Raw genomic sequence first — 15233 nt, forward strand, 5'->3', positions numbered from 1 at the left:
CCCGCTGAGAGAGTTATGCGCATACCGGCTGTTCTGTTTTTGGGTTGTTTATCACTATCTTTTTGCCTCCATGCCGATGACGACGGCCCCTCTCCAACAGAAATACGCACCCTGTTTTTTGGCCACGACGATCGCCAGCCGATTACCGATACCGCCAGCTGGCCGTGGGAGGCTATCGGGCAGCTGGAAACCGAAAGCGGCAACCTGTGCAGCGCCACGCTGATCTCTCAGCATCTGGCGCTCACCGCGGGACACTGCCTGCTGACGCCCCCGGGAAAGATAGATCCACCGGTTGCGCTGCGCTTTATCTCCGGGCCGCACGGCTGGCGCTACGAGATCCACGATATTCAGGGGCGCGTGGATCCGGCGCTGGGGAAAAAACTGAAGCCGGACGGCGACGGATGGATTGTTCCCGCGGCGGCGGCGCCCTGGGATTTTGGTCTGATCGTGCTGAATAATCCGCCCTCAGGCATTACGCCGATTCCGCTGTTTAGCGGCACGCGGGGCGAGCTTACCGCCGCGCTGAAGGCCGCCGGCCGCCGGGTGACGCAGGCCGGCTACCCGGAAGATCACCTGGATACCCTCTTCAGCCACAGCAACTGTCTGATTACCGGCTGGGCGCAAAAAACCGTGCTGTCGCACCAGTGCGACACCCTGCCGGGAGACAGCGGATCGCCACTCTTGCTACGCACTCCCGATGGCTGGCAGCTGGTGGCGGTGCAAAGCTCGGCGCCGGCGGCCAAAGACCGCGATCGGGCCGATAACCGCGCGGTGGCGGTGACCGCCTTCCGCGAGGCGCTGCTGCAGCTGGCGCAGTAGCGCCTGATGCTTTAACGGGTGCGGGCCGGTTACCCCACCCGATGCTTCGCCTCAGGAGAGCTGTTCGAGGGTCTGTAGAATCCGCTTATCCGAGACCGGATAGGGCGTACCCAGCTGCTGGGCAAAATAGCTGACCCTCAGCTCCTCAATCATCCAGCGAACCGCCTGCACATCCGCATCATCCCGTCGCGCCGGCGGCAGCTTGTTCAGCCAGCTCTGCCAGGCCTGCTGTACCTGTTCGACTTTTAGCATTCGCGCCCGATCGCTGTGCGGATCCACCGGTAGCTTCTCCAGCCGGCGATCAATCGCCTGCAGATAGCGCAGGGTATCGCCCAACCGGGCATAGCCATTACCGGTGACAAACCCGCGATAAATCAATCCGGCGAGCTGCGCTTTTATATCTGAGAGCGCCAGCGCCATACTCATGTCCACCCGCCCCTTCAGCCGCTTGTTAATGGCAAACGCCTGCGTCAGGATTTGCTCAACCTGGCGGGCAATGTCGACCACCGTATCGTTCAGTTCGGCGCGCACCGTCTCCTGCAGCCGGGCAAATCCCTGCGCATCCCACACCGGACCGCCGTGTACGGCCATCAGCTTATCCATGCCGCACATAATGCAGTCATCGATCAGGTCCATTACCTTGCCGTAGGGGTTGAAATAGAGACCCAGCTTGGCTTTGTTGGGCAGCTTTTCGTGCAAATACTTGATTGGCGAGGGGACATTAAGCAGCAGCAGGCGACGTTCGCCGCGCCACATCGCTTTTTGCTGCTCATGTTCGGACTCAAACAGCTGAATAGCTACGCTATCCTGCTCATCGACCAGCGCCGGCCACGCCTTCACGCTGTAGTGACCGCGCCGCTGTTCAATCTGCTGCGGCAGCGCGCCGAAGCTCCACAGATGGAGTCCGCGCTGCGTCAGGCCGTCATCGGCGGCGGTTGAGAGCGTCTCCTGAACTTTGCCTTTCAGCGCCTCGCGCAGGGCGCTGAGGTGTTTGCCCTCGCGCAGCGGCCGGTTATGCTCATCCAGCACGCGGAAGGTGATTTTAAGATGATCGGGTACCTGATCCCACTGCCAGGCCTCCCGGTCAATCGTCACGCCGGTCATCCGGCGGAACTCGCGCTCCAGCGCCTCCAGCAGCGGCCGCTCCAGCGGTGTCACCCGCGCCAAAAACGCCTCGGCGTAGTTAGGCGCCGGGACCAGGTTACGACGCAGCGGTTTTGGCAGGGATTTGATCAGCGCGATCACCAGTTCGCGGCGCAGGCCGGGAATTTGCCACTCAAAGCCGGCGTCGCTCAGCTGATTGAGCAGCGGCAGCGGAACGTGCACCGTCACGCCATCGGCATCGGCACCGGGCTCAAACTGATAGCTCAGTTTCAGCTTCAGGTTACCCTGATGCCAGACGTTGGGGAAATCGAGCTTGCTGACCGCGTCGGCGCCCTCTTTCACCAGCATCGCTTTTTCAAAGTTCAGCAGATCCGGCGTCTGCTGCGCCGCCGTTTTCCACCAGCTATCAAAGTGGCGTGACGACACCACCCCGGCGCCGATACGCGCGTCGTAGAAGGCAAACAGCGTCTCATCATCAACCAGAATATCGCGGCGACGCGATTTGTGCTCCAGCTCCTCAACCTCGGCGCGCAGCTTCTGATTGGCGCGAAAAAAAGCGTGGCGGCTCTGCCACTCGCCTTCGACCAGCGCGTGACGAATAAACAGTTCGCGGGAGAGTATCGGATCGATCGCGCCGTAGTTGACCTTCCGCGCCGCGACGATCGGCAGACCGTACAGAGTGACCTTTTCACTGGCCATTACCGCGCCCTGGCTTTTTTCCCAGTGGGGTTCGCTGTAGCTGCGTTTGATCAGGTGCTGCGCCAGCGGCTCTATCCATTCCGGCTCAATGCGCCCTGCTACCCGGCCCCACAGGCGGCTGGTTTCTACCAGCTCGGCTACCATCGTCCACTTCGGCGGCTTCTTAAACAGACCGGAGCCCGGGAAAATCATAAAGCGGGCATTGCGCGCGCCGCTGTAGTCGTTTTTATCGGTATCTTTCTGGCCAATATGTGACAACAGGCCGGTCAGCAGCGCACTGTGGATACCGCGAAAATCTCCGGGCACGCTATTGATAGCGATCCCGAGCTCTTTGACGACCTGGCGCAGCTGAGTGTAGATATCCTGCCACTCGCGTACCCGCAGGTAGTTGAGAAACTCCTGTTTACACAGGCGGCGAAAGTGGCTGGCGGAGAGCGCTTTCTGCTGCGCCTGCAGGTAGTCCCACATCGAGACGAACGCCATAAAATCGGAGTCTTTGTCGGCAAAGCGACGATGTTTTTCATCCGCGGCCTGCTGCTTCTCCGCCGGACGCTCGCGCGGGTCCTGAATAGACAGCGCGGCAACAATGATCATTACCTCGCGCACGCTGGCGGTGTGTTGTGCCGCCAGGACCATCCGCGCCAGACGCGGATCCACCGGCAGCTGCGCCAGCTGACGCCCGCTGGCGGTGAGCTGATAGCGGCCGTTCTCCTGGAGGGTCAGCGCCCCTAATTCCTCCAGCAGGCGAACGCCATCCTGAATGTTGCGCTTATCCGGCGCCTCGACAAACGGAAACGCCGCGATATCGCCCAGCCCGAGAGCGGTCATCTGCAAAATGACCGAGGCGAGGTTGGTGCGCAGAATTTCCGGATCGGTAAACGCCGGACGGCTGAGAAAATCCTCCTCAGCGTAAAGCCGGATGCAGATCCCTTCAGAGACGCGACCGCACCGCCCTTTTCGCTGGTTAGCCGACGCCTGCGAAATTGGCTCAATGGGCAGGCGCTGCACTTTAGTACGGTAGCTATAGCGGCTAATGCGCGCGGTGCCGGGATCAATGACGTATTTGATTCCCGGCACGGTCAGTGACGTTTCTGCCACGTTGGTCGCCAGTACAATCCGTCGTCCCGCGTGCGACTGGAATACCCGATTCTGCTCGGCGTTAGAAAGGCGGGCATACAGCGGTAAAATTTCGGTGTGCGGCAGATCGCGGCGCGTCAGGGCATCGGCGGTATCGCGAATCTCCCGCTCGCCGCTCATAAAGATCAGAATATCCCCGCGCCCCTCCTGACTCAGCTCGTCAACCGCGTCAAAGATTGCCTGCAGCTGATCGCGATCGCCATCGTCGGCCTCCTCGACGATCGGCCGGTAGCGCACCTCCACCGGATAGGTTCGCCCGGAGACTTCAATCACCGGGGCATGATGAAAGTGGCGGGAGAATCGCTGCGGATCGATGGTGGCCGAGGTGATTATCACTTTCAGATCGGGGCGCTTTGGCAGCAGCTCGCGCAGATAGCCGAGTAAAAAGTCGATATTCAGGCTGCGCTCATGCGCCTCATCGATGATCAGCGTATCGTACTGCATCAGCAGCCGATCCTGCTGAATTTCCGCCAGCAGAATGCCGTCGGTCATCAGCTTAATCTGGCTGGTTTCACCGACCTGATCGTTAAAGCGCACCTTGTAGCCAACGCAGCCGCCAGTCGGGGTATCCAGCTCCTCCGCAATGCGGTTAGCCACGGTGCGGGCCGCCAGCCGACGCGGCTGGGTATGGCCAATCATACCGCGCACGCCGCGGCCCAGCGCCAGGCAGATTTTCGGGAGCTGGGTGGTTTTACCGGAGCCGGTCTCCCCGGCGACAATCACCACCTGGTTATCGCGGATCGCCTCGGCGATCGCCTGCTGCTTCTGGCTGACCGGCAGCGCTTCGGGGAAGGTGATGCGCGGCGTGGCGGCGCGGCGCGCGGCCAGCCGCTGCTGCGCCAGAGCAATCTCCCGGGTCAATTCCGCAGCGATGGCCTGCTGCGCCTCGGGATGTTTCGCTTTCCTCGCGCCGTGCAGACGGCGTTTCAGGCGCTGCCTGTCCTGCAGCATAACCTCATCAAGTTGAGCAGACAGGGCGTGTAGCGTCGCGGCGATATCGGACATGGTGACTCTTCCAGTTGTGCGCGTCAGAACGGAGGGTTCTGGGATTAATGATCGGGTAAACCGGTGAAGTGTATCACAATTCGCGGTGGCCACGCGGTCGGGAATATCGTTCAAATAATTTGAAGAGCGGCCTCGAAATATTAAGCTTTCTATTCAGTAGTCTGAATAATAGAGTGTCCAACATTGAGCCACGGCTCCCGTTAAACATCAAAGGACCCTATTATGCGCAACGTACTCGTGCTGAAATCCAGTATCCTCGCCGACTATTCGCAGTCCAACCAGCTGGCCGATTTCTACATCGCTCAGGCGCAGCAGAACGGCGACAACGTCACCGTACGCGACCTGGCGGCCGATCCGATTCCGGTGCTGGATGGCGAGCTGGTCGGCGCCCTGCGTCCTTCCGAGGTGGCCCTTACGCCCCGTCAGCAGCAGGCGCTGGCGCTGTCAGATACGCTGATTGCCGAATTGAACGCCCATGACGTGGTGGTGATTGCCGCGCCGATGTACAACTTCAACATTCCGACGCAGCTGAAAAACTATTTTGACCTGGTGGCTCGCGCCGGCGTGACTTTCCGCTACACCGAGCAGGGCCCGGAAGGCCTGGTCACCGGCAAACGCGTTATCGTGCTCTCCAGCCGCGGTGGAATACACAAAGATACCCAGAGCGATCTGCTGACCCCCTACCTGAAGCTGTTCCTCGGCTTCCTCGGCATGACCGACGTGGAGTTTGTCTTCGCGGAAGGCATCGCCTACGGCCCTGACGTGGCCAGCAAAGCGCAGCAGGAGGCCAAAAGCGCGATTGCGCAGCTGGCGCTAGCGTAAGGTTACCGACCGCAACTACGGGGCCGCACCGTCGGCCCCGCTCTGCGCGGCCCGCTTCTGCCGCCAGAGGCCGTTAATACCCTGCACATATTCCCCTGCCGGCGCCCGCGCGACCAGCTTTTGTCCAGCGATTCGCGCAACCGCTTCGCGGGTCAGGTGGTTGTCCGCCGCAATGCGCTCATATTCGGCATGCCGGCCGGCGTTAATCTCCGCCACCAACCGCTCGACCGCCATCCCCGGCACCCGCACGGCCAGCCAGCCGCCAAGCGTTTCGCCCGCCAACCCCTGCCGGCGCGCCTCATCGAGGGTTAACGCCTGTGCCAGGCCGCTGACCAGCAGCAGGGCCAGCGCGCCGGCCCGCCATCGCGTCCGCATCAGAACAGATCGCTCTGATTTTTCAGCAGCGCCTCCACGTCTTTGTCCACTTTGATGAGAATCTCATGCTCAATTTTCACATTCATATTGATGGTAATAGGCTCTTTCGGCGCCGCGACTTCAATTCGCGGAATACAGCCAGCCAGCAGTAGGGCCGCACTCAGCGGCAGCCAGGTCAGCTTAGGGTTGATGCGCATTGCGAGGGTCCTTGTGGTCAGGCAAGGTGGCATGCTCTTCCACCCAGCTTTGTAAATTGTCGCCAAAGCGCAGGCTGCGCCACAGCTGGAACAGGTTTTCCTGCTGGTGATAGTGCAGCGAAACCCGCTGATTTTTATCGCTGAAGTGGCTGCTGCCCTCCACATCCGAGCGCAGCGTCATCTGGCCCACGGTGTCGAGATTCAGCGTTGCCCAGGCGCGGGTGATGACCATATCCCGCAGCCAGTCCAGCGCCGCGCCAGCGGCAAGGTTATTAGCGGCGATCGCATCGGCCACCTGCTTATCCATCCGCAGGGTCAGCGGACCGTCGTTGGCCAGCCAGCCGTTCTGTACCAGCCATTCCGGATGGTTTAGCCACAGCGGCAGCGCGCCGTTGACCCGCCCGGTCAGGCTGAACTGCGTGACCTTAATCGCCGCCAGCAGCTTGTCCAGCGCCAGTCCCCGCAGACGCACCATCGCCGGTGCCCGCTGGGGCATCTCCAGACGGTCCAGCCGCAGCTGACCGCCAAGCAGATCGACGCTGACGTTACTGAGGGTCAGCGGCTGCTGCGCTCGCCACGGATAGTGCCCCTGCAAATCCGCGGTCATATTATGCAGAGCAAACTGATTGTCGATCGCCGCGATGCGCAGCTGCACCGGGCCGTGAGTCCCCAACTGCCACTCGCTATCCTGCAGGCGAAACGGCAGGGAAAAGTCCACGCCGCTGATTTGGTTGTCCGGCATACGCATCGCCCCCTGCTTCACCACCCAGTGCCCGCCGGCGGCAAAGCCCTGACCGCTGGCGGCGGAGAACGCCATCTGCGCGCGCAGGCTGCCCGCCTGCAGGCTCATCTTCAGCGACGGGCTGATCAGCGGCTGAAATACCCGCAGCGACTGCTCCGGCCACCACGCCTGGCCGCGCAGGCGCACGCCATCCCAGCGCCCCTGCACCCGTACCGGGCCAATCGCCTGCGCCTGCAGCGCCCCGCGCCAGAGAAAATCCGCCGGACTGCGTCCGTTCAGCTCCGCGCGCAGCACCGACGGCGGCAGATGGCCACCGCGGGTAAACCGGGTTTCGCGGGCGTTCAGCACCACGCCGCCGTCAAACAGCGGCCGTTCCGCATCGCGCTGCCAGCGCAACGGCCGGCTGAGCGTCAGGCGCGGCGTGGCCATATCGGCGAGGCCATAGCGCAAACGATCAAATCCGGTTGACAGCGTCGACAGCTCAATGAGCGTCTCCTGCCAGCGGCCGCGTCCGGCAATGTCCCAGCGCGCCGACAGCGGCTGCAAATACCCCTTACCCCAGTAGCGCCAACTCCAGCGGCCGCGATCGGGCCAAAAATCCTCGGCCCGGCCATCGAGGTGCAGGACAAAGCGTCCGCTGTCAGGATGATGTGCTCTCAGGATCGCCTGCAGGCGACCCGATACCCCGCGGGGAGAGAGCGTGACGCCGGCCAGTGGCCAGCGCGCTTCATCCACCTCCAGCGTAGAGAGCAGCCGCCCGCGCATGCGCAGCAGCGCTCCCGGCGCCATCCGTAGACGGGGATCGAGCAGCGGCCCCTCCAGCGTTCCCGGCAGGCTGGCAAAAAACAGCAGCTGTGCCAGCTTACTGCTGCCGGTCAGCCGGAACGGCAGCGCGCTGTGCTGCCAGTCCAGCTTGCCCGGCCCCAGCGTCAGCACAACGTTCCCTTTGCCACCGCGCCCCGCGGTCAGCACGTTCAGGCGTCCCTGAAACACCGCCGCGCTCAGCCCGTCGCGATAGTCATCGACGGTCAGCGCCAGCCCGCCGGACAGGGGCTGCGCGGCCCAGGGCCAGCGCCACTCGCCGTCATGCAGGGTGAGCCGCCGCGGCGTCAGTTGCCAGGGCAGGATCAGCAGCGGCGCCGGCTGGCCGGCCCCCGCCACGCGCAGTTCGCCGCGCTGCTGCTGCCAGCGCAAGTGCAGGGTTAGCGGTGCCGGCACCTGGGCCACCGACAGATGGCCCTCCAGCGCCCCGCTTTCCGGGATCCCATCAGGAAAGTGCGGCAGCGTCAGCGTGCCGCTGAGGGTTACCGGCTGACTGAGGGCATCGTTTTCAAAGCGCAGCTCACGCAGCATCAGCTGCTGACCGCGCAGATCGGCGCTCGCGCGAAGCGTCTCTCCCTGCCATGTCAGCCGCTGCGCCACCGGAGAGAGCGTCAACGATAGCGCGCCGGACCAGGCCTGCCAGGGGGAGATCGTAAGCCGATCGATATGCACCGTCGAGCGCGGCAGGCGCCGCTGCCACTCCGCCAGTGCGGTGGGAGCCGCCGGATTGTCAGCGCCGGGCAGTGCGCTAAAGCAGCCGCTGTCGATATCCAGGGCGGCGGCGCGGAGCTGCCAGCGACCATCGCGGTAAGCGAGACGGGCGTCGCGCACCGTCGCCAGCGTACAGTCGCCGGCGAGGTAGCGTAAATCAGGAAACAGCAGCGCACCGTGGTGCCAGCGGGGGTTGGCCGCCAGGGCAATGGTGGTCTTGTCCGGCAGCCATATCCCCGCCACCCGCGGCAGCCACTGGGTGACGGTCAGCGCCAGCCCCAGCAACAGCAGAATGAGCGCCAGCAGCGCGGCGATACAGATTTTCACTCCCTGGCTCATGCTTTTCACAACACAATGATTCCTTGATGGTATGGCGTAATGATGGCAGAAGAGCCGCCCGGGGTGAAGAATTTCCCTTTCCGGCAACGGCCATGCGGTTTAGCCGCTGACAGGAGCGCGACCATGCTATGCTGTAGCGCACATGGAAACATCAGGAGAGTGGTCATGAACATTGCCGTTTACAGTACCCGCCAGTATGACCGGACCTGGCTGGACAAGGTGAATGCCCAATACGGTTTTGCACTGCGTTATTTTGATTTTTTGCTGGATGCCCATACCGCTAAAACCGCTGAAGGTGCCGATGCGGTCTGTATTTTCGTCAACGATGATGGCAGCCGTCCGGTACTGGAAGCGCTGGCGAAAGCCGGCGTGAAATATATCGCCCTGCGCTGCGCCGGCTTTAACAACGTCGATTTGAACGCCGCTGAAGCGCTGGGGCTGCAGGTGGTGCGCGTGCCCGCCTATTCGCCGGAAGCCGTGGCAGAACATACCGTCGGCCTGATGATGACCCTGAATCGTCGCATTCACCGTGCGTATCAGCGCACCCGCGACGCCAACTTTTCGCTGGAGGGCCTGACCGGCTTTAACATGCACGGCCGCACTGCCGGAGTGATTGGTACCGGTAAAATTGGCGTGGCCACGCTGCGTATTTTACGCGGTTTTGGTATGCGCCTGCTGGCATACGATCCCTGGCAGAGCGAGGCGGCGCTGGCGCTGGGCGCAGAGTATGTCGATTTGCCGACGCTCTACCGCGAGTCGGATGTGATTACTCTGCACTGCCCGCTGACCGCGGAGAACCATCATCTGCTGAACGCGGCGGCCTTTGCGCAGATGAAAGATGGCGTGATGGTGATCAATACCAGCCGCGGCGGGTTAATTGACTCGCAGGCGGCGATTGACGCGCTTAAGCAGCAGAAAATCGGCTCGCTGGGGATGGACGTGTATGAAAACGAGCGCGAACTGTTTTTTGCTGACAAATCCAACGATGTGATTCAGGACGACGTATTCCGCCGCCTGTCAGCCTGCCATAACGTGCTGTTTACTGGCCATCAGGCGTTCCTGACCTCGGATGCGCTAACCAGTATCGCCGAAGTGACCCTGAATAACCTGCAGCAGCTGGCCGATGGCCAGCCCTGTCCCAACCAGCTGCATCCCTGAACCTGCGCGCGGCGTCCGCGTTAGCGGGCGCAGCCGCCGGACATCAGCGCCGACTCGGAGCAGCGGCGACCGTTCGCCAACTGACACATGCCGGCCGCGCTGCCGTCGAGCTGTCGCGACAGCGCAAGGGTGCCGCCCGCGCCGCTACAGGCCTCGGTGGCAAATGCAGACATGGACACGTGCATCGGAACGTGCGCCGCCGTGGCCTGCTGGGGCGGTTCATTGCTGCTGCTGCACGCGCTCAGCAGGGCAGCGAACAGAAAAATGGTCGCAACTCTCATTGACTGGCTCCGGGAAATATGATGGCAATGGCGTTGTCAGCATAATGGACCCGACGGGAAAGGTCGAGTGCCGTAAGGATTTTTTACCCAATCGCCTGCGTGCCCTGTCATTCTCCCTTCTCGCCGCGCCGCAAAACCTCACCTGCGGTTAAACGACGGCGGCAAATCCGTGCCACACTCTCTTCTTGCTCAATGTTGAGCAATCTGCACAGAAGGAGAGCGTTAATGAGCGAGACAACCCTGCTAGTGGTGGCCAAAATGGTGGCAAAACCGGGCCAGGCCGAGGCGCTGAAGCGCGTGCTGAGCCAGTGCATTGAACCCAGCCGTCGCGAAGCGGGCAACATTCACTACGATCTGTATCGCAGCGTGGAAGATCAGGAAACCTTTTTGTTCCACGAGCGCTGGCAGAACGGGGCGGCGATTGATGAACATGAGCGCAGCGCCCATTTCCAGACGCTGCTTGAACAGGCCGGCCCGCTGCTGGCGCAGGCACCGGAGATCACCAAAATTTAGTGCTGTAGCCAGCACACGCGGCAGGATTTACCTTTAATTTTCCCCTGCTGCAGCTGCTTCAGCGCCTGACGCACCGCCCCCTGTTTCACCGCCACGTAGGCGTGGGTAGGCGTCAGGCTGATTTTACCCACGTCGTCCCCATGCAGTCCCCCTTCCGCCGTGAGCGCGCCGAGAATATCCCCCGGCCGAATCTTCGCCTTACGCCCGCCGTCAATGCACAGGGTGGCCATCTCCGCGCTCAGCGGCTTGACCGGCTGCGTGAGCAGCGGCGGCGCGTCGCGCCAGGCCAGCGTCGCCCCGAAGAAATGCTCCAGCGCGTGGGCGCGTGGCATCTCTGCCGGCGCCACAAAGCTAACCGCAATTCCCTGCTGACCGGCGCGGGCGGTGCGACCAATGCGGTGCACGTGCACCTCCGGATCCCAGGCCAGCGCCAGGTTCACCACCAGCGGCAGCCCCTTGATATCCAGACCGCGGGCGGCGACATCGGTCGCTACCAGTACCCGGCAGCTCCCCTGAGCAAAGCGAATCATGACCCGATCGCGATCGCGCTGTTCGTGATCGCCATGCAGCGACAGCGCGCTGATCCCGGCGTCGCTAAGCGCGGCGGTCACCTCATCACATTCGCGGCGGGTATTGCAGAACACCACGCAGGCCTGCGGCTGCTGGCGGCTCAGTAAACCGGCCAGCGCGCGCATTTTCTGCCCGGCATCCACCTCATAAAAATGCTGATCGATAGCCGGCAGGCTGCTGACATCGCCCATCTCCACCGCCAGCGGCTCGCGCTGATAGCGCTGGCTGAGCGACACGATGGCTTCTGGCCAGGTGGCAGAGAACAGCAGGGTTTGCCGGCGCGCCGGCAGCGCGGCGACCAGCGTATCTATGTCATCGCGAAAGCCCATTTCCAGCATGCGATCGGCTTCATCCAGTACCAGCGTGCGCAGCGCCGACAGCGTCAGCGTCTGCCGTTTCAGGTGATCCAAAATGCGTCCCGGTGTGCCCACCACCACGTGCGGCGCATGGGCCAGCGAATCGCGCTGTGCGGCCATCGGTTGCCCGCCGCACAGGGTCAGAATTTTGACGTTGGCGATGGCGCGCGCCAGCTTACGCAGCTCCTGCGCAACCTGGTCCGCCAGCTCGCGAGTCGGGCAGAGGACCAGCGCCTGGGTTTCATAGCGGCTGGCGTCCAGCCGCTCGACCACCCCTAAGCCAAAGGCGGCGGTTTTGCCGCTACCGGTCTGCGCCTGAGCGCGCACGTCCTGCCCGGCAAGAATGGCCGGCAGCGAGGCCGCCTGCACCGGCGTCATGGCGTGATAGCCCATCGCGTCGAGGTTAGACAGCTGGGCGGCGGATAAAGCGTTAAGGGAAGAAAATGCGCTCACGGGGGTCTCTGTACGATCAAAAAGTCAATGAAGCGGCGAGTGTATCAGAAAGCCCGCCTGAATTCGCCGCGCCTGAGTGATTCCAATACGTCGTTGATGATGGCCGTTACCACGGCGGTACTTAGCGCGATCGGCACCAGCCTATCCCCATCATCTGCCACTCGCCGCCGGGATGGTGTGGCAGGCGCCGCAGCGCATCCGGCACCGCGCGTTTAGCGATGCCGGGCGGAAAGGGTATACCCCGGGCAAGCTTTTTGACGATCCCCGGCGGCAGCAAACGGTATCCCGTCAGACCGTCTTCGCGCACCGCCGATTCGGCGAGTAATGCCGGAGCGTTCCGCGCTGCGCTTTCATCACGGTTGCCGCCTGGCTTACCCCGCCCCACGCCGTGCGCTGCCCTTTACCCTGTACCGGCGGGTGTCCCTGACCGTGGCCACGGCTATTGCCGTCGTCCGGATTCGCCAGCATCATGCCGCTGGCCGCCGCCAGTAGCCGTGCCAGCAGCCAGCTCACAGCAGATGGTCTGCGATACTGCACCAGTATCTTCTCCAGCGCCCCGTCCTGATAAGTGTCGCACTTAACCGCCCCGCTGCCGCCGACTCGCTGCGCGCCGGGGGGGTTAAGCGCTGATAAAGCCATTGGCATTCGTCACGCTAATCCGTACCATACACGCCATATTACGACTGCCCCGCCAGTTGCCTGACCTGATGAGACGTTGATCAATGAGCACCGAAAACAGCACCCCAAAAGACCAGTATAATTTCAATAAATTACAGAAGCGTCTGCGCCGTAACGTCGGCGAGGCGATTGCCGATTTCAATATGATCGAAGAAGGCGATCGCATCATGGTCTGTTTATCCGGTGGCAAAGACAGCTATACGATGCTGGAGATGTTGCGCAGCCTGCAGCAGAGCGCACCCATTACCTTCTCGCTGGTGGCGGTTAACCTCGATCAAAAACAGCCGGGCTTTCCGGCGCACGTGCTGCCTGAGTGGCTGGATGCGCAGGGCGTCGAGTATCAGATTGTCAACGAAGACACCTACAGCATTGTCAAAGAGAAGATCCCCGAGGGCAAAACCACCTGCTCGCTTTGTTCGCGCCTGCGCCGCGGTATTCTTTATCGCACCGCGCGCGAGCTGGGCTGCACCAAAGTGGCGCTTGGGCATCACCGCGACGACATATTACAGACCCTGTTCCTGAATATGTTTTACGGCGGCAAGATGAAAGGCATGCCGCCGAAACTGATGAGCGATGATGGCCAGCACATAGTGATTCGCCCACTGGCCTACTGCCGCGAGAAAGACATTGAAAAATTTGCCCAGGCAAAAGGCTTTCCGATTATTCCCTGTAATCTGTGCGGTTCGCAGCCTAACCTGCAGCGCCAGGTCATCGGCGATATGCTGCGCGACTGGGACAAACGCTACCCCGGCCGTCTGGAGACCATGTTTACCGCGATGCAGAACGTTGTGCCTTCTCATCTGGCCGACGGTGCGCTGTTTGACTTTGCCGGCATTCAGCACGGCGGCGAAGTCATCGACGGGGGCGATATCGCCTTTGACCGCGAATCGCTGCCCAGTCAGCCAATCGGCTGGCAGCCGGATGAGGACGATGCGTTTACTGCGCATCGCCTCGACGTGCTGGAAATTCGCTAACCGCCGGCCGCGCGTGGCGGCGAGTCGACAACCGGCTCCTCTACCGGCGGCGGATCCGGGGGCAGCGGCGGCTGCGGGGTAGGAATCGGAACCGGATCGACGGGGATCGGTTCATCAACGGTCAGATGCGGCTTCATACGGCCTCCGAGACGGGCGCACGGCGTGCGCCCCCGCTATCAAAGGTAGCCACTGCCGCCGCAGCGCGCAAAAAAAAAGCCGGCTCAAGGCCGGCTACAGTGACGTGCGTTTAACGTCGACAAGTAAGGAAGTAAGACAATTTGGAGCACAACGCCCATCGCTTGACGTTGTATTCACCTGCGGGACTGATCATGCCCGACGCGCGGGGTCAGCATATTGATTTCGATCAGCTTTCGGTTGATTAGCCGTCCGCTACAGCCAGCGCCGCCGCCGCAGCCACCACGCCACGCCCAGCACCAGTAACACCAGCAGCAGACAAAACAGGCTGAAGCCGTAGCGGTATTCACCGCCAGGGATCCCGCCCAGGTTGACACCAAACAGCCCGGTGAGAAACGTCGTGGGCAGAAAAATCATCGCCATAAGCGACATGGTGTAAGTGCGGCGGTTCATGGCGTCGGCCATGACGCTGGTGATCTCATCGGCCAGCACCGCGGTGCGGGCCACGCAGGCGTCGAGATCGTCCAGCCCACGCCCCAGCCGGTCGGCCACGTCCTGCATCCGTCGGCGGTCATCGTCGCTCATCCACGGGAATCGCTCGCTGGCCAGTCGCGCATACACGTCGCGCTGCGGGGCCATATAACGCCGCATCACGATTAACTGTTTACGGATCAGCGCCAGCTGGCCGCGCGGTGGCACCTGCAGCTCAACCAGACCATCTTCCAGCTCGATAATTTTATCGTGCAGCTCTTCAATAAACTCCCCGGCGTGATCGGTAAGGACATCGCAGACGTCCACCAGCCAGCTGCCGCAATCGGTGGGACCATTACCGTGCTGCAGATCGCTCAGCACTTCGTCAATGGCGAACACCTTGCGCCGGCGGGTAGAGACGATCAGATGCTGATTGATAAACACCCGAATGGCCACCAGCTGATCCGGTCGGGACTCGGTGTTGAAATTGATGCTGCGCAGGGTGATCAGCGTACCGTCGCCCAGCCGGCTGACCCGCGGACGCATGCTGTCGCCGGCCAGCGCATCGCGCACCGCATCGGGCAGCACCGGCGTGGAGGCCAGCCAGGCGGCGCTGGCCTGGTGGGTATAGTTCAGGTGCAGCCAGCGGGTCTCACCGTGCTGCTCCGCCTCGACGTCGGCCAGCGGGCGCATCCCCCCCTTGCCATCCAACTGACACGCAATAATGGCGTCAGACACCTTTAGCGCTTCGCGTTCAATGCCGTTCACAACAACCTCATCGTTTATCTGCGCGGCGCCCGCGGCGCCGTCGTGCGGCGGTCTGCAGGTTGACCGCCGGCGTCAGCGTGATTCTACACATCTTTTCGCTTTTC

At 62.3% G+C, this 15233-nt stretch carries 14 protein-coding genes; 5 read left to right on the top strand and 9 right to left on the bottom strand.

What is annotated here, in order from left to right:
• Nucleotides 1-15 precede the first annotated feature (15 nt).
• Nucleotides 16-819: a serine protease gene (locus tag BS626_RS07975; RefSeq protein WP_075181845.1), complete on the top strand. Its 804-nt coding sequence runs from the start codon at nt 16-18 to the stop codon at nt 817-819.
• A gap of 51 nt (nt 820-870) precedes the next feature.
• On the opposite strand, the gene hrpA is transcribed toward BS626_RS07975, so the two are convergent.
• Nucleotides 871-4764, bottom strand: a complete 3894-nt coding sequence (gene hrpA, locus BS626_RS07980; protein ID WP_075181846.1) for an ATP-dependent RNA helicase HrpA — start codon at nt 4762-4764, stop codon at nt 871-873.
• Between the two features lie 222 nt (nt 4765-4986).
• On the opposite strand from hrpA, the gene BS626_RS07985 reads away from it, so the two are divergent.
• A complete protein-coding gene (locus tag BS626_RS07985) occupies nt 4987-5586 on the top strand; it encodes an FMN-dependent NADH-azoreductase (RefSeq protein ID WP_075181847.1) in 600 nt (199 codons plus the stop codon).
• A 15-nt stretch (nt 5587-5601) separates the two neighbouring features.
• Here the strand turns inward: BS626_RS07985 and BS626_RS07990 are convergent, their stop codons facing one another.
• From BS626_RS07990 to BS626_RS08000, 3 genes are read right to left on the bottom strand one after another with little or no spacing between them, the layout of a single operon-like run.
• Entirely contained in the window at nt 5602-5961 is a 360-nt protein-coding gene (locus BS626_RS07990) for a YdbL family protein (RefSeq protein ID WP_075181848.1), read from the bottom strand.
• Complete coding sequence (locus BS626_RS07995) at nt 5961-6158, bottom strand: YnbE family lipoprotein (RefSeq protein ID WP_075181849.1); 198 nt, start codon at nt 6156-6158, stop codon at nt 5961-5963. The genes BS626_RS07990 and BS626_RS07995 overlap by 1 nt, the downstream gene beginning before the upstream one ends.
• Nucleotides 6142-8772, bottom strand: a complete 2631-nt coding sequence (locus tag BS626_RS08000) for a YdbH family protein (protein ID WP_075181850.1) — start codon at nt 8770-8772, stop codon at nt 6142-6144. Before BS626_RS08000 ends, BS626_RS07995 begins: the two co-directional genes overlap by 17 nt.
• A 165-nt stretch (nt 8773-8937) precedes the next feature.
• On the opposite strand from BS626_RS08000, the gene BS626_RS08005 reads away from it, so the two are divergent.
• A complete protein-coding gene (locus tag BS626_RS08005; protein WP_075181851.1) occupies nt 8938-9930 on the top strand; it encodes a 2-hydroxyacid dehydrogenase in 993 nt (330 codons plus the stop codon).
• A 20-nt stretch (nt 9931-9950) separates the two neighbouring features.
• Here the strand turns inward: BS626_RS08005 and BS626_RS08010 are convergent, their stop codons facing one another.
• Nucleotides 9951-10211 (bottom strand): DUF333 domain-containing protein, encoded by a 261-nt coding sequence (locus BS626_RS08010; protein ID WP_075181852.1) that lies wholly within the window; start codon nt 10209-10211, stop codon nt 9951-9953.
• 225 nt (nt 10212-10436) lie between these two features.
• Here BS626_RS08010 and BS626_RS08015 point away from each other — a divergent pair, with 225 nt between their 5' ends.
• Nucleotides 10437-10724, top strand: coding sequence for a putative quinol monooxygenase (locus BS626_RS08015; protein ID WP_075181853.1), 288 nt, complete (start codon nt 10437-10439; stop codon nt 10722-10724).
• Here BS626_RS08015 and dbpA read toward each other — a convergent pair.
• Both dbpA and BS626_RS18340 read right to left on the bottom strand, forming a co-directional pair.
• Entirely contained in the window at nt 10721-12103 is a 1383-nt protein-coding gene (gene dbpA / locus BS626_RS08020) for an ATP-dependent RNA helicase DbpA (protein ID WP_075181854.1), read from the bottom strand. The two genes, BS626_RS08015 and dbpA, sit on opposite strands and share 4 nt — an antisense overlap.
• A 288-nt stretch (nt 12104-12391) precedes the next feature.
• Nucleotides 12392-12742: a hypothetical protein gene (locus BS626_RS18340; RefSeq protein ID WP_139308791.1), complete on the bottom strand. Its 351-nt coding sequence runs from the start codon at nt 12740-12742 to the stop codon at nt 12392-12394.
• Nucleotides 12743-12825: 83 nt separating this feature from the next.
• On the opposite strand from BS626_RS18340, the gene ttcA reads away from it, so the two are divergent.
• Nucleotides 12826-13755: a tRNA 2-thiocytidine(32) synthetase TtcA gene (ttcA, locus tag BS626_RS08030; RefSeq protein ID WP_075181855.1), complete on the top strand. Its 930-nt coding sequence runs from the start codon at nt 12826-12828 to the stop codon at nt 13753-13755.
• Here the strand turns inward: ttcA and BS626_RS18595 are convergent.
• Together BS626_RS18595 and zntB are read right to left on the bottom strand one after the other, a co-directional pair.
• Nucleotides 13752-13892 (bottom strand): hypothetical protein, encoded by a 141-nt coding sequence (locus tag BS626_RS18595; RefSeq protein ID WP_170870445.1) that lies wholly within the window; start codon nt 13890-13892, stop codon nt 13752-13754. The genes ttcA and BS626_RS18595 overlap by 4 nt on opposite strands.
• A 253-nt stretch (nt 13893-14145) precedes the next feature.
• Nucleotides 14146-15129, bottom strand: coding sequence for a zinc transporter ZntB (gene zntB, locus BS626_RS08035; protein WP_075181856.1), 984 nt, complete (start codon nt 15127-15129; stop codon nt 14146-14148).
• Nucleotides 15130-15233: the final 104 nt, after the last annotated feature.

The sequence above is a fragment of the Pantoea sp. 1.19 genome (assembly GCF_001922585.1).
In the GTDB taxonomy this organism is placed as follows: domain Bacteria; phylum Pseudomonadota; class Gammaproteobacteria; order Enterobacterales; family Enterobacteriaceae; genus 1-19.

Excerpts from the sequence above, each read along its gene's own strand:
- BS626_RS07990 (WP_075181848.1), bottom strand. The coding sequence starts at position 5,961 with ATGCGGACGCGATGGCGGGCCGGCGCGCTGGCCCTGCTGCTGGTCAGC.
- BS626_RS07985 (WP_075181847.1), top strand. The coding sequence starts at position 4,987 with ATGCGCAACGTACTCGTGCTGAAATCCAGTATCCTCGCCGACTATTCG.
- BS626_RS18595 (WP_170870445.1), bottom strand. The coding sequence starts at position 13,892 with ATGAAGCCGCATCTGACCGTTGATGAACCGATCCCCGTCGATCCGGTT.
- BS626_RS07975 (WP_075181845.1), top strand. The coding sequence starts at position 16 with ATGCGCATACCGGCTGTTCTGTTTTTGGGTTGTTTATCACTATCTTTT.
- BS626_RS07995 (WP_075181849.1), bottom strand. The coding sequence starts at position 6,158 with ATGCGCATCAACCCTAAGCTGACCTGGCTGCCGCTGAGTGCGGCCCTA.
- BS626_RS08000 (WP_075181850.1), bottom strand. The coding sequence starts at position 8,772 with ATGAGCCAGGGAGTGAAAATCTGTATCGCCGCGCTGCTGGCGCTCATT.
- BS626_RS08015 (WP_075181853.1), top strand. The coding sequence starts at position 10,437 with ATGAGCGAGACAACCCTGCTAGTGGTGGCCAAAATGGTGGCAAAACCG.
- BS626_RS18340 (WP_139308791.1), bottom strand. The coding sequence starts at position 12,742 with ATGGCTTTATCAGCGCTTAACCCCCCCGGCGCGCAGCGAGTCGGCGGC.
- BS626_RS08005 (WP_075181851.1), top strand. The coding sequence starts at position 8,938 with ATGAACATTGCCGTTTACAGTACCCGCCAGTATGACCGGACCTGGCTG.
- hrpA (WP_075181846.1), bottom strand. The coding sequence starts at position 4,764 with ATGTCCGATATCGCCGCGACGCTACACGCCCTGTCTGCTCAACTTGAT.
- ttcA (WP_075181855.1), top strand. The coding sequence starts at position 12,826 with ATGAGCACCGAAAACAGCACCCCAAAAGACCAGTATAATTTCAATAAA.
- BS626_RS08010 (WP_075181852.1), bottom strand. The coding sequence starts at position 10,211 with ATGAGAGTTGCGACCATTTTTCTGTTCGCTGCCCTGCTGAGCGCGTGC.